At 36.8% G+C, this 17,804-nt stretch carries 15 protein-coding genes; 5 read left to right on the top strand and 10 right to left on the bottom strand.

Annotation, left to right across the window (positions count from 1 at the left end; translation table 11 throughout):
- Positions 1-61: 61 nt before the first annotated feature.
- A complete protein-coding gene (locus ACSU6B_RS01965; RefSeq protein ID WP_410882313.1) occupies positions 62-3,037 on the bottom strand; it encodes a PA14 domain-containing protein in 2,976 nt (991 codons plus the stop codon).
- Between the two features lie 251 nt (positions 3,038-3,288).
- Between ACSU6B_RS01965 and ACSU6B_RS01960 the strand changes: the two genes are divergently transcribed.
- Together ACSU6B_RS01960 and ACSU6B_RS01955 are read left to right on the top strand one after the other, a co-directional pair.
- Positions 3,289-3,537: a hypothetical protein gene (locus ACSU6B_RS01960; RefSeq protein WP_410882311.1), complete on the top strand. Its 249-nt coding sequence runs from the start codon at positions 3,289-3,291 to the stop codon at positions 3,535-3,537.
- Between the two features lie 74 nt (positions 3,538-3,611).
- Entirely contained in the window at positions 3,612-3,806 is a 195-nt protein-coding gene (locus ACSU6B_RS01955; protein ID WP_410882309.1) for a hypothetical protein, read from the top strand.
- A 38-nt stretch (positions 3,807-3,844) separates the two neighbouring features.
- Here the strand turns inward: ACSU6B_RS01955 and ACSU6B_RS01950 are convergent, their stop codons facing one another.
- The 6 genes from ACSU6B_RS01950 to ACSU6B_RS01925 form a co-directional block, all read right to left on the bottom strand.
- On the bottom strand, positions 3,845-4,156 hold the full coding sequence (locus tag ACSU6B_RS01950; protein WP_410882307.1) for a hypothetical protein: 312 nt from the start codon (positions 4,154-4,156) through the stop codon (positions 3,845-3,847).
- 53 nt (positions 4,157-4,209) lie between these two features.
- A complete protein-coding gene (locus ACSU6B_RS01945; protein ID WP_410882305.1) occupies positions 4,210-5,181 on the bottom strand; it encodes a glycosyltransferase family 2 protein in 972 nt (323 codons plus the stop codon).
- 272 nt (positions 5,182-5,453) lie between these two features.
- The gene (locus tag ACSU6B_RS01940; RefSeq protein WP_410882303.1) at positions 5,454-6,632 is read right to left on the bottom strand and encodes a C39 family peptidase; all 1,179 of its coding nucleotides are present in this window, start codon (positions 6,630-6,632) and stop codon (positions 5,454-5,456) included.
- A 211-nt stretch (positions 6,633-6,843) separates the two neighbouring features.
- Complete coding sequence (locus tag ACSU6B_RS01935) at positions 6,844-8,046, bottom strand: DHHW family protein (protein ID WP_410882301.1); 1,203 nt, start codon at positions 8,044-8,046, stop codon at positions 6,844-6,846.
- Positions 8,047-8,063: 17 nt separating this feature from the next.
- Positions 8,064-9,482 carry an MBOAT family O-acyltransferase gene (locus ACSU6B_RS01930; RefSeq protein WP_410882299.1) on the bottom strand — a complete coding sequence of 473 codons (1,419 nt, stop codon included), beginning with the start codon at positions 9,480-9,482 and terminating at the stop codon, positions 8,064-8,066.
- Positions 9,483-9,852: 370 nt separating this feature from the next.
- Positions 9,853-10,287 carry a hypothetical protein gene (locus ACSU6B_RS01925; protein WP_410882297.1) on the bottom strand — a complete coding sequence of 145 codons (435 nt, stop codon included), beginning with the start codon at positions 10,285-10,287 and terminating at the stop codon, positions 9,853-9,855.
- 269 nt (positions 10,288-10,556) lie between these two features.
- Between ACSU6B_RS01925 and tagU the strand changes: the two genes are divergently transcribed.
- Together tagU and ACSU6B_RS01915 are read left to right on the top strand one after the other, a co-directional pair.
- On the top strand, positions 10,557-11,486 hold the full coding sequence (gene tagU / locus ACSU6B_RS01920; RefSeq protein WP_410882295.1) for a polyisoprenyl-teichoic acid--peptidoglycan teichoic acid transferase TagU: 930 nt from the start codon (positions 10,557-10,559) through the stop codon (positions 11,484-11,486).
- A gap of 270 nt (positions 11,487-11,756) precedes the next feature.
- The gene (locus tag ACSU6B_RS01915) at positions 11,757-12,332 is read left to right on the top strand and encodes a 3D domain-containing protein (RefSeq protein ID WP_410882293.1); all 576 of its coding nucleotides are present in this window, start codon (positions 11,757-11,759) and stop codon (positions 12,330-12,332) included.
- A gap of 62 nt (positions 12,333-12,394) precedes the next feature.
- Here ACSU6B_RS01915 and ACSU6B_RS01910 read toward each other — a convergent pair whose 3' ends face one another.
- Both ACSU6B_RS01910 and ACSU6B_RS01905 read right to left on the bottom strand, forming a co-directional pair.
- Positions 12,395-13,798 carry a L,D-transpeptidase family protein gene (locus ACSU6B_RS01910; protein WP_410882291.1) on the bottom strand — a complete coding sequence of 468 codons (1,404 nt, stop codon included), beginning with the start codon at positions 13,796-13,798 and terminating at the stop codon, positions 12,395-12,397.
- A 383-nt stretch (positions 13,799-14,181) separates the two neighbouring features.
- On the bottom strand, positions 14,182-15,108 hold the full coding sequence (locus ACSU6B_RS01905) for a CPBP family intramembrane glutamic endopeptidase (protein ID WP_410882289.1): 927 nt from the start codon (positions 15,106-15,108) through the stop codon (positions 14,182-14,184).
- Positions 15,109-15,536: 428 nt separating this feature from the next.
- Between ACSU6B_RS01905 and ACSU6B_RS01900 the strand changes: the two genes are divergently transcribed.
- Complete coding sequence (locus tag ACSU6B_RS01900) at positions 15,537-15,836, top strand: DUF4359 domain-containing protein (protein WP_214999006.1); 300 nt, start codon at positions 15,537-15,539, stop codon at positions 15,834-15,836.
- A 180-nt stretch (positions 15,837-16,016) separates the two neighbouring features.
- On the opposite strand, the gene ACSU6B_RS01895 is transcribed toward ACSU6B_RS01900, so the two are convergent.
- Entirely contained in the window at positions 16,017-17,798 is a 1,782-nt protein-coding gene (locus tag ACSU6B_RS01895) for a hypothetical protein (RefSeq protein WP_410882287.1), read from the bottom strand.
- Positions 17,799-17,804: the final 6 nt, after the last annotated feature.

The raw sequence follows: 17,804 nt of genomic DNA, 5'->3' as shown, positions 1-17,804 counted from the left end.
TTCAGTGACTTTATTGCAAAAAAAATGAAGGGAAGAAATCTTCCACTTCATTTTTTGGGGCTTAATAATATTTAGGGACATCAAAGACTAAAGTATAGCTATCTAGTATACTATAAAGATTGAAAATGTTAGGTGTTTGTTTCACAGCCCAGCCAATGTCAGTTGCATATTGATGTGTACCTGGAGCTGCAGGATTCCATTTCATTTTATAAAGCGTGTCCTGCCCTTTATCAATATAATTCAAGGCAACGAATTTTGCCCCACCCACAATCGCTTTATCCGGTGTAGTCCAGCCCTGATTAAATGCCCTTCTTGCTCCACAATGAAGCGGACACTTATCAAAAGCACCAACACCATACATATTATAAACGATCGCATCATAGGAGGCTGCATCACTTGCTAATTCGGTAATCTCTTCTTCTCCTGTAGCAGGATCAATGACAGGATTCCCATTACTATCAATCTTTTTCTTTACCTTAACCCCTTTTGCTAACGTAGAACTGCCATTGCCTGTTTCAAGCAGCGCGTGGGAAATCAAGTAAATTTCATTGATGTTATACAGTGCACCTGCGTTAACAAAAACTTGTCCTTTTCCTGTAAGAATTCCTTTATTGGTCAATATTTTTTGATTCACTTCGTACGCATCTGCTCCAGCAATTTCGGAAAGCTTAAGAAATTGATAATAACTTGAAGTGCCAATTCCAAAATTGGTAGGGTTAATATAGTAGCTAATATCAGTTGGACTTGGATTAACCCATTCTTCATTATACTGAATCTTATACCAGTAATATCCATCCTTTTGCATCGTCTTGGAATAGATGGTCACTTTTTCATTTAAATCTAACTTTCCAAGGATCCAACCATCAACTGGTATTCCTCTAGCATTTGTATTGTCTGTGTTTACAACCCCGACATTCGGTGTTGAGGCATTGACTGTTAATAAATCACTTCGTACATAGGCGTCATATTTTTTATCAGTTTGTGATACACCAATTTGTTTATCGAGAAGTTCTCCTAATGAAATATCATAATTGGTATTTTGAGTAGTGGTTTTCTTAATGACCTCTAAAAAGTTTACTATTAATGAGGCACTATACTTACCATCATAATACTCAACCTTAATGGTGTGGATTCCTTCCGACAATTGTTGGGGGGAAGAACTATAATTATTTACCCCGTCCTTCCAGCTATCCACTTTACGTACACCATCAACATATATACGCACGCCATCATCGGCTTTACCTGATAGTTTATAATTACCTGATTTTGCGATATATACCTTTTTTTCAAAAACAGCAGAAAAATTATCTGCTGGGATATCGGTTATAGGAGATCCACTCCAATAAAAATTCAGCGCATCAAACGTTTTTTGAACAGGAGTCCCTGTCAAATTATTGCTAGGATAGAATTTCGCTTCCCAAAAATCTTCAATGAGGTCTAATTTCATTGTGGCACTATATTTTGAATCATAATACTCAACCTTAATGGTATGGGTACCCGTCGTAAGAGTTACCTGATCATCGATGATATTCACGCCATCTTTCCATTTATCGACATTGAGTACTCCGTCTACATAAACTCGTACACCATCATCTGCTTTTCCTATGAATCTATAGTTTCCAGGTTTCGTCACAACATATTGTTTTTCAAAGGTTCCAGAGAAACCATCAGTTGGGAGCATAGGATCTGGCGAGCCATTTCCCCAAGAAAATTGTAATTCATCATAAACTTTTATTAATGGGGTACCTGTAAAATCCTTTGATGGATAATAAGTTGCTTTCCATTTTGTAGGATCAATCGTTTCATTCTCTTGATTAATTGGTTCTAAATTTAAATTCAATGAAGCGCTATATTTTGAATCATAATACTCGACTTTAACGGTATGGGTCCCAGGCTCTAGCGTAATCGGAACATCAATGTAATTCACGCCATCTGTCCATTTATCCACATAACGGATTCCGTCAATATACACTCTTGCTCCATCGTCCGCTTTTCCTACGATTTTATAATCGCCTGTTTTATCAACAACATAATTTCTTTCAAAAATACCTGAGAAATTATCAGTTGGAATAGTAGAATCTGGTGAGCCGCTTCCCCAAGAAAATTGCAATTGATCATATTCTTTCTTAATAGGTGTACCTGTAAAATCCTTAGTAGGATAAAATCTGGCACTCCACTTATCAACTGGAATTGTTACCACTTCTTCTGGGATGGATTCCACTACTTCATTCATGTTAAATGCAAAGGAAGAACTCCATTTGTCATCAAAATACTCTATTAATATCGTATGACTGCCAGATTCTAGATAAACCTCTTGATTAAATGAATTAATTCCCGACTTCCACTTATCAACTTTTTTGGTACCGTCGACGTAAACACGCACTCCATCATCTGCCTTGCCTGTTAAGCTGTAATTTCCAGATTTAGTAACCTGTACTTGTTTTTTAAATACAGCCGTAAAATGGTCAGATGGAATGCCTGAAATTGGTGATCCGCTCCCCCAATGAAAGTCTAAGGTTGGATAAAATTTCTTTACTGGACTCCCAGAAAAATCAACTGACGGATAAAATTCTGCTGACCACGAATCTGATCCGATACTTTCAGAAAGTTTTACCAAATCAATGGCTAGAGCAGCGCTCCACTTTTTTTCATAATATTGAACCTTTAGCGTATGAGTGCCTGCGGTTAAATAGATTTCTTGATTAATAGAATGTACACCGTCACTCCAAAAATCTATTCTTTTCTTTCCATCTACATAAATCCGTACCCCATCATCAGCTTTTCCTGTTAGGCGATATTTCCCCGGACTTGAGATAGTTACCGTTTTCTCAAATACTGCCGAGAAATTGTCTTTTGGAATTTTTGGATCAGGCGAATTAGCCTTCCAATCGAATTTTACATTTGTATATGTTTTAGTTATCCCAGTTCCAGTAAAATCAATTCTGGGGTAGAAAGTAGCTTTCCACGCTCCATCCTCAGCCTTAGCGGAATCATCGTTTATAAAAAATAATCCGAAGAATCCAAGAAAGAATATCATTAATGGAATATTCAATTGTCGAAATTTGATTTTTAAGCCCTCCTAAATAATTTTTTTGTCGATATATAAACTATTATCTTAAAGTTTCATAGAAATGTTAATACATAATATAAATATAGTAAAAAAGACCCAGCATAACAACTGGAGATATGCCCCAACTAGGGAATATTCAGTTAAAATGGTAAAATTTATGTACATTTATTAAATAATATTGAATAAGTTATAGATAATCCTAGAAAGAGGTGGAAGATATGAGTAATCAAATGTTGGAAATTCAAAAAATAAGAATTTTTTTTGAAACTGTTGATCAGGATACTTCCGTCGAGAAAATAAGAGCAATGGGACTAAATTTGATTTCCATTATTGATGAAATGATACAACAAAATCAGCTCCTCAAGGATAAATGGCTTGAGGCCAATGAAGATCTCCACTGGCTAAGAAGAAGGGCTGATGACTGGATGTTAAGGGCTATGGAAAAGGATTCCCAAGTTAATAAATAAAATCTACTTTAGTATGATTAATAATTTTTAGGACAAAATATTATACAAAGTTAACTGAAATAGAAGGTGGTACTATGGCACTATGCGCTGATTGCGGACGGGAAGATATTTCATACTACTTAATAAATGGTTTTTGTGAGGATTGTATTGAATATAATAGTATTTCTGAATGGAATGATGAGGATGAAGATGGAGATGAAAATGGAGATACTGGCAATGTAATGCCCTTAGATCCTGTCCTTCATTTATTACAAACAGATGAAATTTGAGTTGAGTTTTTTGGAATCGGTGAGGAGTATAGTATTCCTCACCTTTTGCTTTTTACCATTGCACTTCTAAGAAATTTTATTGTTAGAGGTTTAATTCTCATTAGACGTCTGGCTTTTTCTTTCATAACAAAGATCAAATATTCCGTACTGTACCGGATATCTTCTTTCCGAATAAATTCTACGGTCTTTATATTATCCTTATCGACTCGCCTGATCTCAAACCAACCTCTTATACATGGATAAACAATATGCTCCTGCCCAGGTATTTCATAGTGATTGGCTGGAATAGATTTAATGGAAGGTCTAGTATAAGTGATTACATTTGCCCTTTTTGTTTTCATTTTCCACATGGTGGTCACCTCTATATTTTTTCTGTATTCCTCTCATGTCCAGAATAACGATTCTACATTTGGACTGAAGCCAGTTTATGAATATCATTTTCTTTTGCCACTTCCATAAAGTAATGGAACCGAGGTTCTAGAGAAGTAAGTAAGCTGTCATCCACATGGTTATCAATAAATCTTTTTGTTTCACTTAACCAGTCTTTTTTTTGTTCATGTGTTAACCGGGAAGTTAATAGATGCCCACGTAAACGGCTGGCATGTAGAAACCGATTTAAGAAAGCAACCTTTAACCTTGTTTTATATGATTCATCATGGTTACATTCATGTAAAAATTCCATGAGTCGATTAAAGGAAAAAAAGAATTGCTCTGCAGGGAAATACTTTACACTCAGATTCTCTTTCCCACGCGATACAACGAAGTAATAATGATAATCCGCGAGTACGGTAATAACCTTAGCTGTCACATAGCATTGCATGACAAAAAGCTGATCTTCACCCACTACAGCCTTTGGATGGAATCTAAAATCATTTTGTCTCAGAAAAGAGCGCTTAAACATCTTGTGAGGTGCTAAAGAGTTAACTAAATTATCTTTGATAATATCAGCCTTCGGACGGTTCCCTTTTTTAAACATAGACCCAGGTACTTTGCGCCCATTGATACCAACATACTTGCCATAAATGACATCTGACTGATTTTTTTTTGCTTCTATATAAAGGCGTTCTAGCGCTTCTTCTCCTAGGAAATCGTCATTGTCCAGGAAAAGAATATATTCACCACGAGCCGCATCTATCGCATCGTTTCGTGGAATCATTGGGCCTCCTGAATTACCAATCCGATCAATTAGAACAATGTTACTCATAAACTTACTAAAGTTCTCAATAACTTCCTTACTATTATCTGTAGAGCAATCATTCACACAAATGACCTCAAATTCTGACGCATCCATCGTTTGGTGCATTAAGGAATCCAACGTTACATTCAAATGTCTTGCCGCGTTATATACAGGTATAGCCACCGTAACCTTTAACAAGTCCATTCCTCCAACTAGGTAGTCCAAAATAAATTTATATGTATTACTTTTTCACTTTTTGTATCAATATATAACAGAAGCATAAAAATAAGAACCTAACTTCGGGTTACATTCATTATTCCCGTATTAATCTCGTATTAATCTTGATTGTCTGTGTTATAACGCAAAAAAGGCCGCCAAAAGGCCGCCTTATGTTTTGTATTCACGTATTTAATACCATAAATTCCTGGAAAGCACGCGAATAAGCTGACAAGCGGATAAAGGATTTTTAATTAATAAGATATGGCTCGCTTACTTTGGTTGCCCCATAATCTATTAAATTCCGCTTTGCTGATTTTGGCATTCTTTTCCCCTGTCCAGCAATCATTATAATAATAATTAAATTGATCAAGACCTGTTAGCACCAATGCATGCACTGAAAAACCATGCATACGTGAAACCAAAACAACAACCGGTTTATTATTTACTAATTGTTTTTCTATTGTTCCATTACTAGCACCTGTTAGGTTTTTGGCACTTCCAGCATATTCCTTTACTAATCCCATTAGGGCAGGAGGATAAATAGTCCATCCTGATCTTGTAAACGGATTCCCAACATAACCAAGGTTTGGATTACTTGAATGCCTTGGCATTTTTTTCGCTAAGGTGACTTTATCGACATGCACTCCTTTATACTGGAGCATCATTGTGACTGCAGTAATTTCACAACCTGTTGGCAGCTCTGGCCTTTGATTGATCAAGGGTACATTTAATTTAAGACTACTGACCTTAGATGCGTGGTTCCCGTAAACCGTTTTTGCTTGATATTGATACCACGAAAGAACGCGTTGTGTTCCTTTTTCTCTTTGAGTAGCCTGGGTCACATACCCTAAATTATTTAGGGTATAGCTAAACTTGATATTTTTCCCATGGGTGCCATACACCGTATTAGGGTAATACTCGTATCTAGTAAGATTTCGCTGGGTTCCTTTTTCTCGTAATATAGCATTTGACACATACCCGGAGGCATTAAAGTTCAGGACATATTTGATATTTTTCCCATGGGTACCATACACAGTGTTTGGGTAATACACATACCTCGAAAGAATTCGTTGCGTCTGTTTTTCTCGTAAAACCGCATTGGTCACATATCCAGAGGCATTAAAGTTCAAAACATACTTGATATTTTCCCCATGGGTACCATAAACCGTTTTGGGATAATAAACATATCTAGCTAGAATTCGCTGCGTTCCCTTTTCTTTTAAAACAGCATGGGACAAATACCCGGAGGCATCAAAATATAAGATATACTTAATATTATTTCCTTGTGTTCCATTTACAGCGGCTGGGTAATACACATATTTTTGAGTGGACTTATTTGGTGTCGTCGGGCTTATTGCGTGAGCATAATTCCCTAAAGCAGGGAATAAAAGCACAAGGATCAGTAAAGAAACAGATAATTTTTTACTCATTATTTTCCCCTTCCTAAAAAAACTTAGATACTATTATTATAGCATTATACACTTATAAGGCTTTCTATAAATTTACCAAAATTCAAAAAATTAAAAGCCATACTATACGGGTGAAGTTTGCCTAAGAACAACATCCTTATCAGAACCTGTCAACGAAAAAAGCCCTCCATTTCAGCAAAAGGCTTAGATGGAGAGCTTTTTTCAAAGTTGTTTATTGATTTTCACCCTGCCCTGGATGGTCAAAATTTGTTAAAGCAGGAGTGACAAAAATCGAGTTAATATTATTTAACAGGACAATTTGATCAATTTTATTTTCATCTACATATTTCTCGATTGGCATTTTATTATAATGGCGTAAATCCAATACATGTATCTCTTTATAGTGAGGAACTAGAAATTGAACAAATGCATTGGCATAGGAATCCTTAATGACTAAAAGTTTTTTATTATTCGTTTGATTCGGATTTGTAATCGTCAGTTGCGCAAAATCTCCGCCTAAATAGGCCTGGTAACGATTTGTATACAGATCCTCCATGGTTAAAAAGTCCGTATTGTATAAGCCACTGCGTGATTTTATTCCCCACTTCATTACGTACGGCTTGTGGTTTTCTTTAAGCTCCGCTACAAGGATTTTATCCGCTTTTTTTGCATTTGCACTTGTTGTTTTCCTTGCATCTGAACCATAGAACGGTTTGCCTTTTAATTTCCAAGAATAATCGTTATACTGCGAAATTGAATCCTTCATATTTTCCTTATCAATAATTTCAGACATTACATTCTGGTACGCGTAAAAAGCGGCCTTAGCTTGCCAGTGATGGTCTGAATAGAAAAACATATAGTCCTCATTCATATGTTTTTCTAAAGTAGCACGCGAGTCAATCGGATGGGTATTCTCATCTAGCTCCTTATATAAGAGGTCCATATTTTTTTGACCATAGCTTGGAAAATAAGAGGGAAATTTATTCTCCATCATCGTCGGTTTATTTGGCATTAATGCGGTATAAACACCAATGTTCTTTTTAGCTAAACTATCGGCCAACTCATTGATTCCAATAGCTATTTTTTGGGCATCGGCCGACGTTCCCTCTGCTATCTGGGATAACAAATAACCGTCATCCGATACATAGACATCATCAATAATATTTTGTCTAAGAACATTCTTATTAATTCTACTGTTGGTTTCAATAAACGTATCACGCATCGGAAATTGATCATTGTAATACTGCTCAAATCGCTTGGAATACTCACCGGTAAGTAGATTTTCAGAGTTTAAATCAGGTCTTTGTGCTAAATTTCTATTTTCTAAAAGCGACATTGACTTTGATGGCGTTACAAAAGTAAAGATAAAGAATCCAAAGATCGTTAGTAGGAAAATTGTAATTAAGGCGAGACCTTGTATATTAGCTTTTTTCATAATATCCTCCATACTTATTAAAACCGAAAATAAATAAATGGATTGAAGGTGGATGAAACCACGCTTATAAGCGTTAAGAAGAAAATAACAGCGTAACTTGCTGTGACAATGAAATCCCTGCTGCTTGTGACACCGACTGTTCCCTGCTTTAAGAATCTGTCTTTGATGAATGGGATAACAGGCATGGAAGCGATGATCGCAATCAAAAGGATGATTCCATATTGTGAAATATAAAAACTAGCCTGGCGGTCCCAGACAGGGTTCCCATTGGCACCGAACAAAACCTTCAGATAATTAAACCCATAAGTAAATGTCTCTGCACGGAAGAACACCCAGCCAATCATAACGGCTAATAGTGCATAAAGATGTTGGAATACCCTCGGAATACTTCTTATAAATTTCAGCAAAAAGGCTTTTTCTAACATAATCAATACACCGTAATAAACACCCCAGGCAATAAATGTCCATGCGGCGCCATGCCAAATCCCTGTAGCCAGCCAGACAATGAACAAGTTCCGATAGGTCTTAAAGGTTCCGCCGCGGTTCCCGCCTAACGGAATATATAAATAATCCTTAAACCAGGTACTTAGTGAAATATGCCACCTTCTCCAAAATTCCGTGGCCGAACGAGAAATATAGGGATAGTTAAAGTTTTCAAGGAAATCAAAGCCAAACATTTTTCCTAAACCTATCGCCATATCGGAATAACCCGAAAAGTCAAAATAGATTTGTAAGGAATAAGCAATGATGCCAATCCAGGCCAGACCAACAGATAACTCACTTGCAGGCATTGAGAAAATTTGATCAGCCACCCAGCCGCAATTATTGGCTATAATCATTTTTTTCGCTAACCCTATGATAAATCTTTTGGTACCTTCAGCAAACTTCGGTAACGATTCTTTTCTGTCGGTAATTTGGTCGGCCACCGTTACATAGCGAACAATTGGTCCTGCAATAAGCTGAGGAAACAAAGCTTTATACATCGCCATGTTAATCAGATTTTTTTGCGCCTTCCCGTCTTTCCTGTACACATCAATAACATAGCTTAGTCCCTGAAACGTAAAAAAGGAAATCCCTAACGGAAACGGGATGTTGCCTAATTCAATCGTCGTTCCAAACAAGTTATTTATGTTATCTACAATAAAGTTGGCATATTTAAAAATAATCAGAATGGAAAGGTTTGCAAAGACAGTAAGGCCTAACACCCACTTTACCAATACACGTTTCTCTCTATTTTGATCGACTAACAGGGCAAAAACATAATTAAGAAGAATGGAAAGAAATAAAAACAACACAAACTTTGGTTCGCCCCATGCGTAAAAAAACAAACTTGCCAAAAGTAAGACCGTGTTCCTTAACTTTCTGGGTGAAAAAAAATATATAGTTAGTGTAAGAGGCAAAAATAAAAATAAAAATACTGTTGAACTAAATAGCACGATTCTTATCCTCCGTATACGTACCTTTTAAGCCTTTTGGGCTTTTAACCGCATTTTACAAGTTTCTTGCTTGATTATAACTGTTTCGTTGTAAGTCAGGATTTGATTGATGCCGTCTAGACTTGTTTAGTTTTCATACAAATTTTGTCACACTCCCTGAAATTTCGACAATATTTATATAAGATTTTATCAATGATTAGTTGATATGTATAGAATTTGTTAACTTATTAAAAATATACAACTAAAGGAATACACTACTTCTAAAACCATACGGTTACCGTTTTTCCCTTTAAATTTTAATACCTTAAAGGGCTCCCAAACGGAAGCCCTTTTGACAGATATCCAATTCGCTTTTGCTAAAACGGTAAACTTAATTGCCAACACTAAGAGCCGTAATATATTTACTAGCTACATAACCAACTCTTCCACCTATGTCAACAACATAGTAGTCTTTTTCCTTTTTGAAAAAATAATATTCTTGATATTTATTAATATAGCCAATTACCTTACCTGCAGTGGATTTGTCGACAATAGGTGCCTTTTCCCTCATTTTAATCATACCGGTTTTCGGCTGATTCGTGACCCAGCCGCTTTGTGCTTGCTTGATCAGCGCGATCACCGATTTCTTTTCGATATAACCGGTTCCTTTACCAAATTTGATCCCATACCATGTACCTTGATTCGAAACAATATGAAGGATTTGGTATTTCGTCAAGGTTCCAATTGCAGCTGTTTTTGATATACTTTGATAGATTGTCACATCTGCTTTACTCGTTTTGAGTAGAATCTCATCGATTTCTTGCAAAAAAGGCCTATCTAAAAATCAATATTCTTGATTTTAGATAGGCTCTTCTTAAATAAACTTCATTTCTAGCATATTGTCCCTAGGGAATTTTTGTTTAGCATACTCTATTATGATGGATTACACTATTTAGTTAACAACAATTTGTGTAAAAAGTTTTTCCAAATTATCCAGTTAAAGAATATGTAAGTACTTCAAATAAATGTATTAAATTTCGATAATTTCTGCTATTCTATAGGTTGGTCCAAAATAACGTTATGGAGGAAAACTAGATGAGAGCTGAAAAGAATAAAAAGAAAAAGAAAACATGGCTCCGCGTAACTGGAATTGTTTTATTACTACTTATAATTGGAATCGGGGTTTACGCCTATTCAGTATATAGCTCATTAACAACTGCTGTCGAAACGATGCATCACCCTGTCGATCGAAAATCCGACAAACGTACCGAGGAAGTATCATTACAAGAAAAGGAGCCTTTCTCGGTATTGCTCTTGGGTGTGGACCAGCGTAAAGGCGATAAAGGTCGTTCTGACACCATGATTGTTTTGTCAGTGAATCCAAAACTAAATTCTGTAAAGATGTTAAGTATTCCACGTGATACCCGAACAGAAATAGTTGGTAAAGGCACCGAGGATAAAATCAACCATGCTTACGCATTCGGCAACGAAGAAATGGCAATGAACACGGTTGAAAATTTCTTGGACATTCCCATTGATTATTTTGTAAAAATAAACATGGAAGGCTTTGAGGATATTGTCGATGCGGTTGGCGGCATCACGGTAAACAATGATTTAGACTTTTCTCAAGGCGGTTACCATTTTCCTAAAGGTCAAGTAACTTTAGATGGCAAAAAAGCGTTAGCCTTTACTCGAATGAGACATGAAGACCCTCGTGGTGATTTTGGGCGCCAATTACGTCAGCGTGAAATTATTCAAGGTGTTTTAAGAGAAGGTGCGAGCCTCTCATCGCTTACTAAATATCAAAGTATTTTTACAGCCCTTGGCAATAATGTGAGAACAAATCTAACATTTGATCAAATGATGGATATTCAAAAGAATTACCGTAGTGCGGCTGGTAACGTTGAGCAAATGACAATAAAAGGCGGCGGGACGAAAATTAACGGAATCTATTACTACATCGTTCCGCAAGACGAAAAACAACGGATTCAAAGTGAACTGAAAACACAATTAGATATTAAATAGTATTAAAACCTCTGCCGAGATAATAATTGGCAGAGGTTTTTTTGCTATTTTATTATTCACCCGAATCGAAACACAAAGGAACAAATTATATTAAAATGAACTTCCTTGCCTTCAGTGTCCGTCATCTGCGGACAAATTAGGAGTTTTGTCCACGGCTGGTGCCTGACACCTTATTATCACGGTTTTGTCATGAAACTAGTAAGCTATTGAAATATTTGTGTAATATTATTGTGGTAACTTTTATATAACAGAAGGAAGGGGTTTTCAATTATGAAGAAATTCCTAGTCATGTGTAGTTTGGCAGGTATGTTATTATTCGGAAGTAGCAACGGCGCATCAGCAGCATCCAATACATATAAAGTTAAGAGTGGCGATTCGCTTTATCGTATTGCAAAAACATATAAAATCTCCGTGAACACATTAAAACAATGGAATAAACTTAAATCAAATACTATTCACCCGAATCAAATATTAAAGATTACTAATGTACCAGCTAGTAAACCGGTTGTTAAGAAGGCCAGCACTAGTACGAGTAAAGCACCGAAGTTAAAGGTAGTAAAGACTTTAACAGTAAGTGCAACTGCCTATACAGCGAATTGTAAACGATGCTCTGGCATCACAGCGATCGGTTTAAATCTAAAGAAAAATCCAAACCTAAAGGTCATCTCTGTAGACCCGAAAGTAATTAAGCTCGGAACAAAGGTCTATGTTGAAGGTTATGGCTATGCAGTTGCCGGCGACACTGGCGGTGCCATGAAAGGTAAAAAAATTGATATTTTTGTCCCCTCTCATAAAAGCGCGATACAATGGGGAAGGAAAACGGTAAAAGTACAAATATTAAAATAAGCAAAGTCCCAAGTGAATGAACTCACTTGGGACTTATTATTGTTTTAATGAAATGTTAAAACTTAAGGCAATATTGGTTCTGTTATTGGTTCTGCTATTTCAATAATAAACACTACAGTTGTCTTGTTGCCGGCCGCATCAGTAACCACTAATGTATGTGTTCCCTCTGCACTAACAACTGTTCCTGTATTCACTGCTACTCCATCCAATGTTGCTTTTCCTTCATTAAAAGAGATCTTCACATCTTGGCTGTAGCTTTCGTTATTACTTACTCCGCTAACCACTGGTGCTGTTTTATCAATTGTAAACACAACAGTTCTCTTATTGCCAACAGCATCAGCTATCGTAACTCTGTGTGTTCCTTCTGAAGTAACAGCCTTTCCTGTTTTCACTCGATTTCCATCTAACCACGCTGTTCCTTCTTTAAAGGCGATGGTAACATCCTTGTTGTAGAATGCGTTATTACTTACTCCGCTCACAACTGGCGCTGTTCTATCAATCGTAAAAATAACAATTGTTTTGTTGCCGGCCGCATCAGTTAACACAACTCTGTGTGTTCCTTCTGAAGTAACAACCTTTCCTGTTTTTACTCGATTTCCATCTAACCAAGCTGTTCCTTCTTTAAAGGAGATAGTAACATCCTTGTTGTAAACTCGGTTATTACTTACTCCGCTAACCACTGGAGCCGTTCTGTCAAGCACAACAACCGTTTTAGTCTTACTGATATTTCCAGATTTATCTTTAGCAGTAAAAGATAATTTTAGGCCAGCCCTTTGTTTCGGAATATTGACCTTAAATGTTCCCTTGGAATCTGCAGGTTTTGCTGTATACCTTTTTGACCCAATCGCAACAGTGACCGTGGCTCCTTTTTCTGTTTTACCAGATACTTCAATTGTTTTGTCTGAAACAGTATTAACCGTTGGAACGGCGGGAGCTTTGATGTCCATATTTTTGTAATACGGTGCTGCTAACTGATTAAAGCTTTTTTTCGAGGAAACGATCATTACTTTCGTCCTCGTCTTTACCTTACTGAACAATTCTCTTACCTCATTATTATGCATCCGGATACATCCGCCAGAGACATATTTTCCAATCGAATTTTCATTATTGTTACCATGTATTGCGTACGGATATCCGCCATTCTCTTTTTTACTTAAACCTATCCAGCGGTTTCCTAATGGATTACGAGGATCGCCGCCAGCAATATGTTTTTTATAGTAAGGTCTGTTTACAATTTTTTCTCTTATGTAAAAAGTTCCTTCCGGGGTGAGTCTTGAAGTTCTTCCTGTTGCCACCCTATATGTTTTTATTAATTTACCATTCTCGTAAAATGCGAGTTTATTAACCTTTTTGTTAATAATAATTAATTGATTCTTAGTTGTACTAGCCTCAGCCTCTTGGGAGTTGGGAAAAACTGAAAATCCCAAGCATAAAATAATAAATCCAATCAGAAAACGTTTAAACACAAGTACATCCCCTTTGCAATTTCCATTTATTACTACAATACCATAATTAATGTTTTAATAGAAAAGATTAACTATATATATATTTCGGCAATTTATTACAAACTTCTCACATCATAATAAAACAAAATTCGCCATAAAAAATATGAAGATCCATTGAATCATGGTGCCTGACACCACAGTGACACCAAAAACACAAAAAACGTCATTTCTCGGGAAATACCACCAATTATTTTGGGGTTGACGGTCATTGTTGACTTAATGAAGAAAAGATTGGATAAAATATGGATTTATTGTCTCTTTTTTTAGTAGGATATTAATAGTTTCAAATCATTCTAAAAAATGACAAAAGAGGTTGCCGGACTCACCCGGCAACCTCTTTCCTTTTATTCTACACTTTGAGTCAATTCTGCCATTTGACCTTCCTGAACCGTCACCAACTGGCTCATTAATCGTTTTTGGTGTATTTTTTCTAAAATAAAGAGACTCAAGTGAATAATTAAAACACCAAGGGTGAAATATTCGACCGCATAATCGATATAGTACCATGAAAGAGTTGCTGTGATATCGTATATAGCATGGACAATAACTGTTAGCCAAAGGTTCCGGGTCCATAATAGGATAATTCCAAACATCAATCCCATATTTGCGAAGGTTACAATCGCCCCAGTTCGGATCGCCCATGGCTCCTCTGTATCGAGCGTATGGTCTATGCCGAAAAGAATAGAGGTGATAAACAGCGCAGCCATTAGAAAAACATCTCTTGAGCCACTTTCCCAACGCCTCGGAAACAACTTTTTACATACCACAAGCAGTAGAATGATATAAGCTAGACGCCAAACCTCTTCCAGGCCAGCCAATGTGTCGTTATATAGATCATATCCAATTGTATCTACCTTTTCAAAAATGGACCAGACTGGATCGTCTGGAAGGCCAGAATCCACTCCATCTTCCACATCAAAGGCTTGGGACTCCGTATAGTCTTGAACATATTGATCATAATCCTCATTAAAATCCTCAAATGTGATACTAGAGTACACATTAACAATCGTACTTCCAAGGAAGAAGATGAGAAAAGCACCAGTGAATTGCAGCATGATCTGGCGCGGGCTTTTCTGATGACCCTGCTGATTCCCAAGCCTCCGGTAAAGCTTCCAACCGATAAAAAAGGAGGACACCATGACGGCATCATATAAGGTGCTGGCCATAGAACTGTAACGAGTAAGATAAAGAAGAACCTCTGCCCCGATGGTTACAATGATCATTGCAAATAGCAGCTTTTTTGAAATCGGTTTTGTTAAATTCGTTATCATTCTCATCATTCCCTACCTGAAAAATTTGGCGGAGAAATCCCGTTTCCCCTTACCTGCCCAATATCTTTACTGCAATGATCCCGAACGCATTAAATAAAAGCAGGAAAAAGAAACAAGCAATCGTCCACTTCCATTTTCTCGTCACGAAATGATCCCCTCTTTTTCAAAAAATATATTAGTAATAATTTAGCATATTGGTAGGTAAATATCACGAAAATAATGATTGCTTTTTATTACCATAAAAAATTTACCGATAGTCTTCTATTCCAAACGTTCGAAACATATATTTAATCAAAATAAAAAGTTTGATAGAGTCTCGAAAACCGATCAAGCTTTTCTTTTTAAAATTTACAAAGGGATCCTTCCAATTTATACTTATTTATATAAAAATTTACAATTAATAATTTACGAGATAGGAGAATGTTACTATGAGACGTCTTTTTTCGATCATTGTTTTAATCGTTTTGATTTTTATTCTATCAGCCACAAATCCTGAGCGCTCTGCCTATATCGACTGGGCCAATCACAAAACAATGGATAAATCTTCGAGTCTGATAGAAAAGGGATTATTATCTGTTGCTGGGAAATCCATTTATGATGCGGGAACAACGCAAAAGGATTATTTTATTTTCTCGATCTACAAAACCGATTTTTCCGAAGTAGGCCTGGGAAAAGTCACATCGATTGGCATCTTCAATAAATTCATTACCATCTCGAGTAAAAAATAATCAAATAATCAAAAGCCGGTCTCATTAGGGACTGGCTTATTTTTTCTAAAAGGCTATGTTAAAGCTTATTGTTAATTTTAGCACCCTGTTGATTGGAGCGGAAATCAACAGGCAAGTTTAACAGAGCCAATCAAAAAAAGACCAAACATCAGCAATAGCCCTTGTTTGGTCCTCTTTCATTTATTCAACTTTTTCTACTTGAAAAACGGGTACGCGAACTGATTCGCCGTTTTCGTCGGTAATATTCTCATAACTATTGAAAGTACCAATAACGGTATAATTCTCATAGATTGTGAAATCGGAATCTCCCTTTAATAACAAATACTTTTTCTCCCATAGTCCCGTGCTATTGTTATAGGTTTCCGATAAGGTTACCAAGGCCCCGCCATTTTGAACTGTATCTGCGAAAGCAGTGAAGCGAACCTTCTCCCCATAATAGTTGGATATATCAGTGACTTGTATATCAACATAGTCTACCTTTATTCTAGAAAACTGATATTCCCCGCTACTATCGGGTTCGAAGTAAACAAGCTCCCCTTCACCCTGTCCAACAGGATTATCTACAACCAACACTTGCTCTGATTCGAAAGTTAGCTTATCCGCTTCCACATCGAGGATCTTTACCATCGAACCGCCGCTAACTTCATAGGCTATATAATGATGCTTCCGTTCGGATGACTTCGCCTCAATATAAAGGACTGGATTGTCAGAAGTGCTGAAGTTACTATTAAAAGCCAACTTATTAATGGACGCTGCCCCTTCGATCGACCCCTCGGTTACAACCATTGCTTCCTCTCCCGTAAGCTTGCCAAAATATATGCCGCCGTCCGTGGAGATTGCTGCAACGACGCTGTCTGCGCCCCATTTGTTTTTTGCATTTACAACGTTCGAAAACTCTTTTCCTGGATACAGACGTTTTAAAACGCGAATGGGTTCATATTTATCCCAAGCAAGATTGGCACTCGCAATTGATTCAGTCGTGTCCTTTAGTGGTTTTAATGCTTCATAAATGCTAATTGCATCCTCGTATTTATTAGCCTCTATGAGATTCTCCGCTTTAACGAATAGATCTGAGGTTGTTTTTTCAATATAAGCAAATACATCGGCACCATTCATATTCGCTTCTAACCTTTTGATTGAATTTGCGGCTTCGGCAAATGCGCCATAATCCTTTTTATCGATCGCAGCCTTTACAATCCTTAACAGGTTCGAATCAAGGGTTTGCTCAAGCCAGCTAGCATCCAACGACAATATTCTTAGTGCACTAAACTGCCTGTTCCCCTCGTCAATAATCGATGAGACAGTGCCAGTTTCAACCATTTTATTTATCTTTGCCGCATAATAGTTTTTGAATGAAGATTGGATCTCCTCTGTCTTAGCTGACGGACGACTGCCGTAATATTCTGCAGGAATCTTATTGAGGACGGTAAATATCTCCTCCTCTTCAGAAATGTCATTAGCCGTTTCATTCATTAATTTATCCAGATTTTCCTTTTTAATCGTGGAAAAATAACCCTTCATATCCGTATCTAGCTTCGTCAACGCCACCATTTCCCCGTACATATCCTTTTGAACATTGGTGCCTGACACCCACTTTTTCTCGCTTGCCTTCCAACGATCGTATATTTTAATGAGGTTGTCGAGGTCATTTCCTTCATTATAATCAGCAGCTTTTTCATCTAGATCTTCCATGACTTCACGAATCGGTGACAGAATGGATAGCATGAAATTGATGTCATTGTTATGGTCAGTGACAGAAACATTTAGCTTTGCGGCATGGAACTTTTCCTCTGCAGCGACTAATTCACCGGACTTAAATAATTTTACTGCTTCATTGTAGGTGTCAATTTTTTCATGTGCCAAGACGATTTTTGCGCTAACAAGCCCAAGCAAGATAACCAGCATCAACAAGAAAAAATTCCTAGACATATTCACTTTTCTATAAACGGTAAATTTAAACATATTGAG

The organism is Neobacillus sp. C211 (assembly GCF_051842875.1).
Lineage (GTDB): Bacteria > Bacillota > Bacilli > Bacillales > Cytobacillaceae > Neobacillus.
Note: the sequence above shows the minus strand (reverse complement) of the source record. Positions and strands in the feature narration are given on the sequence as shown.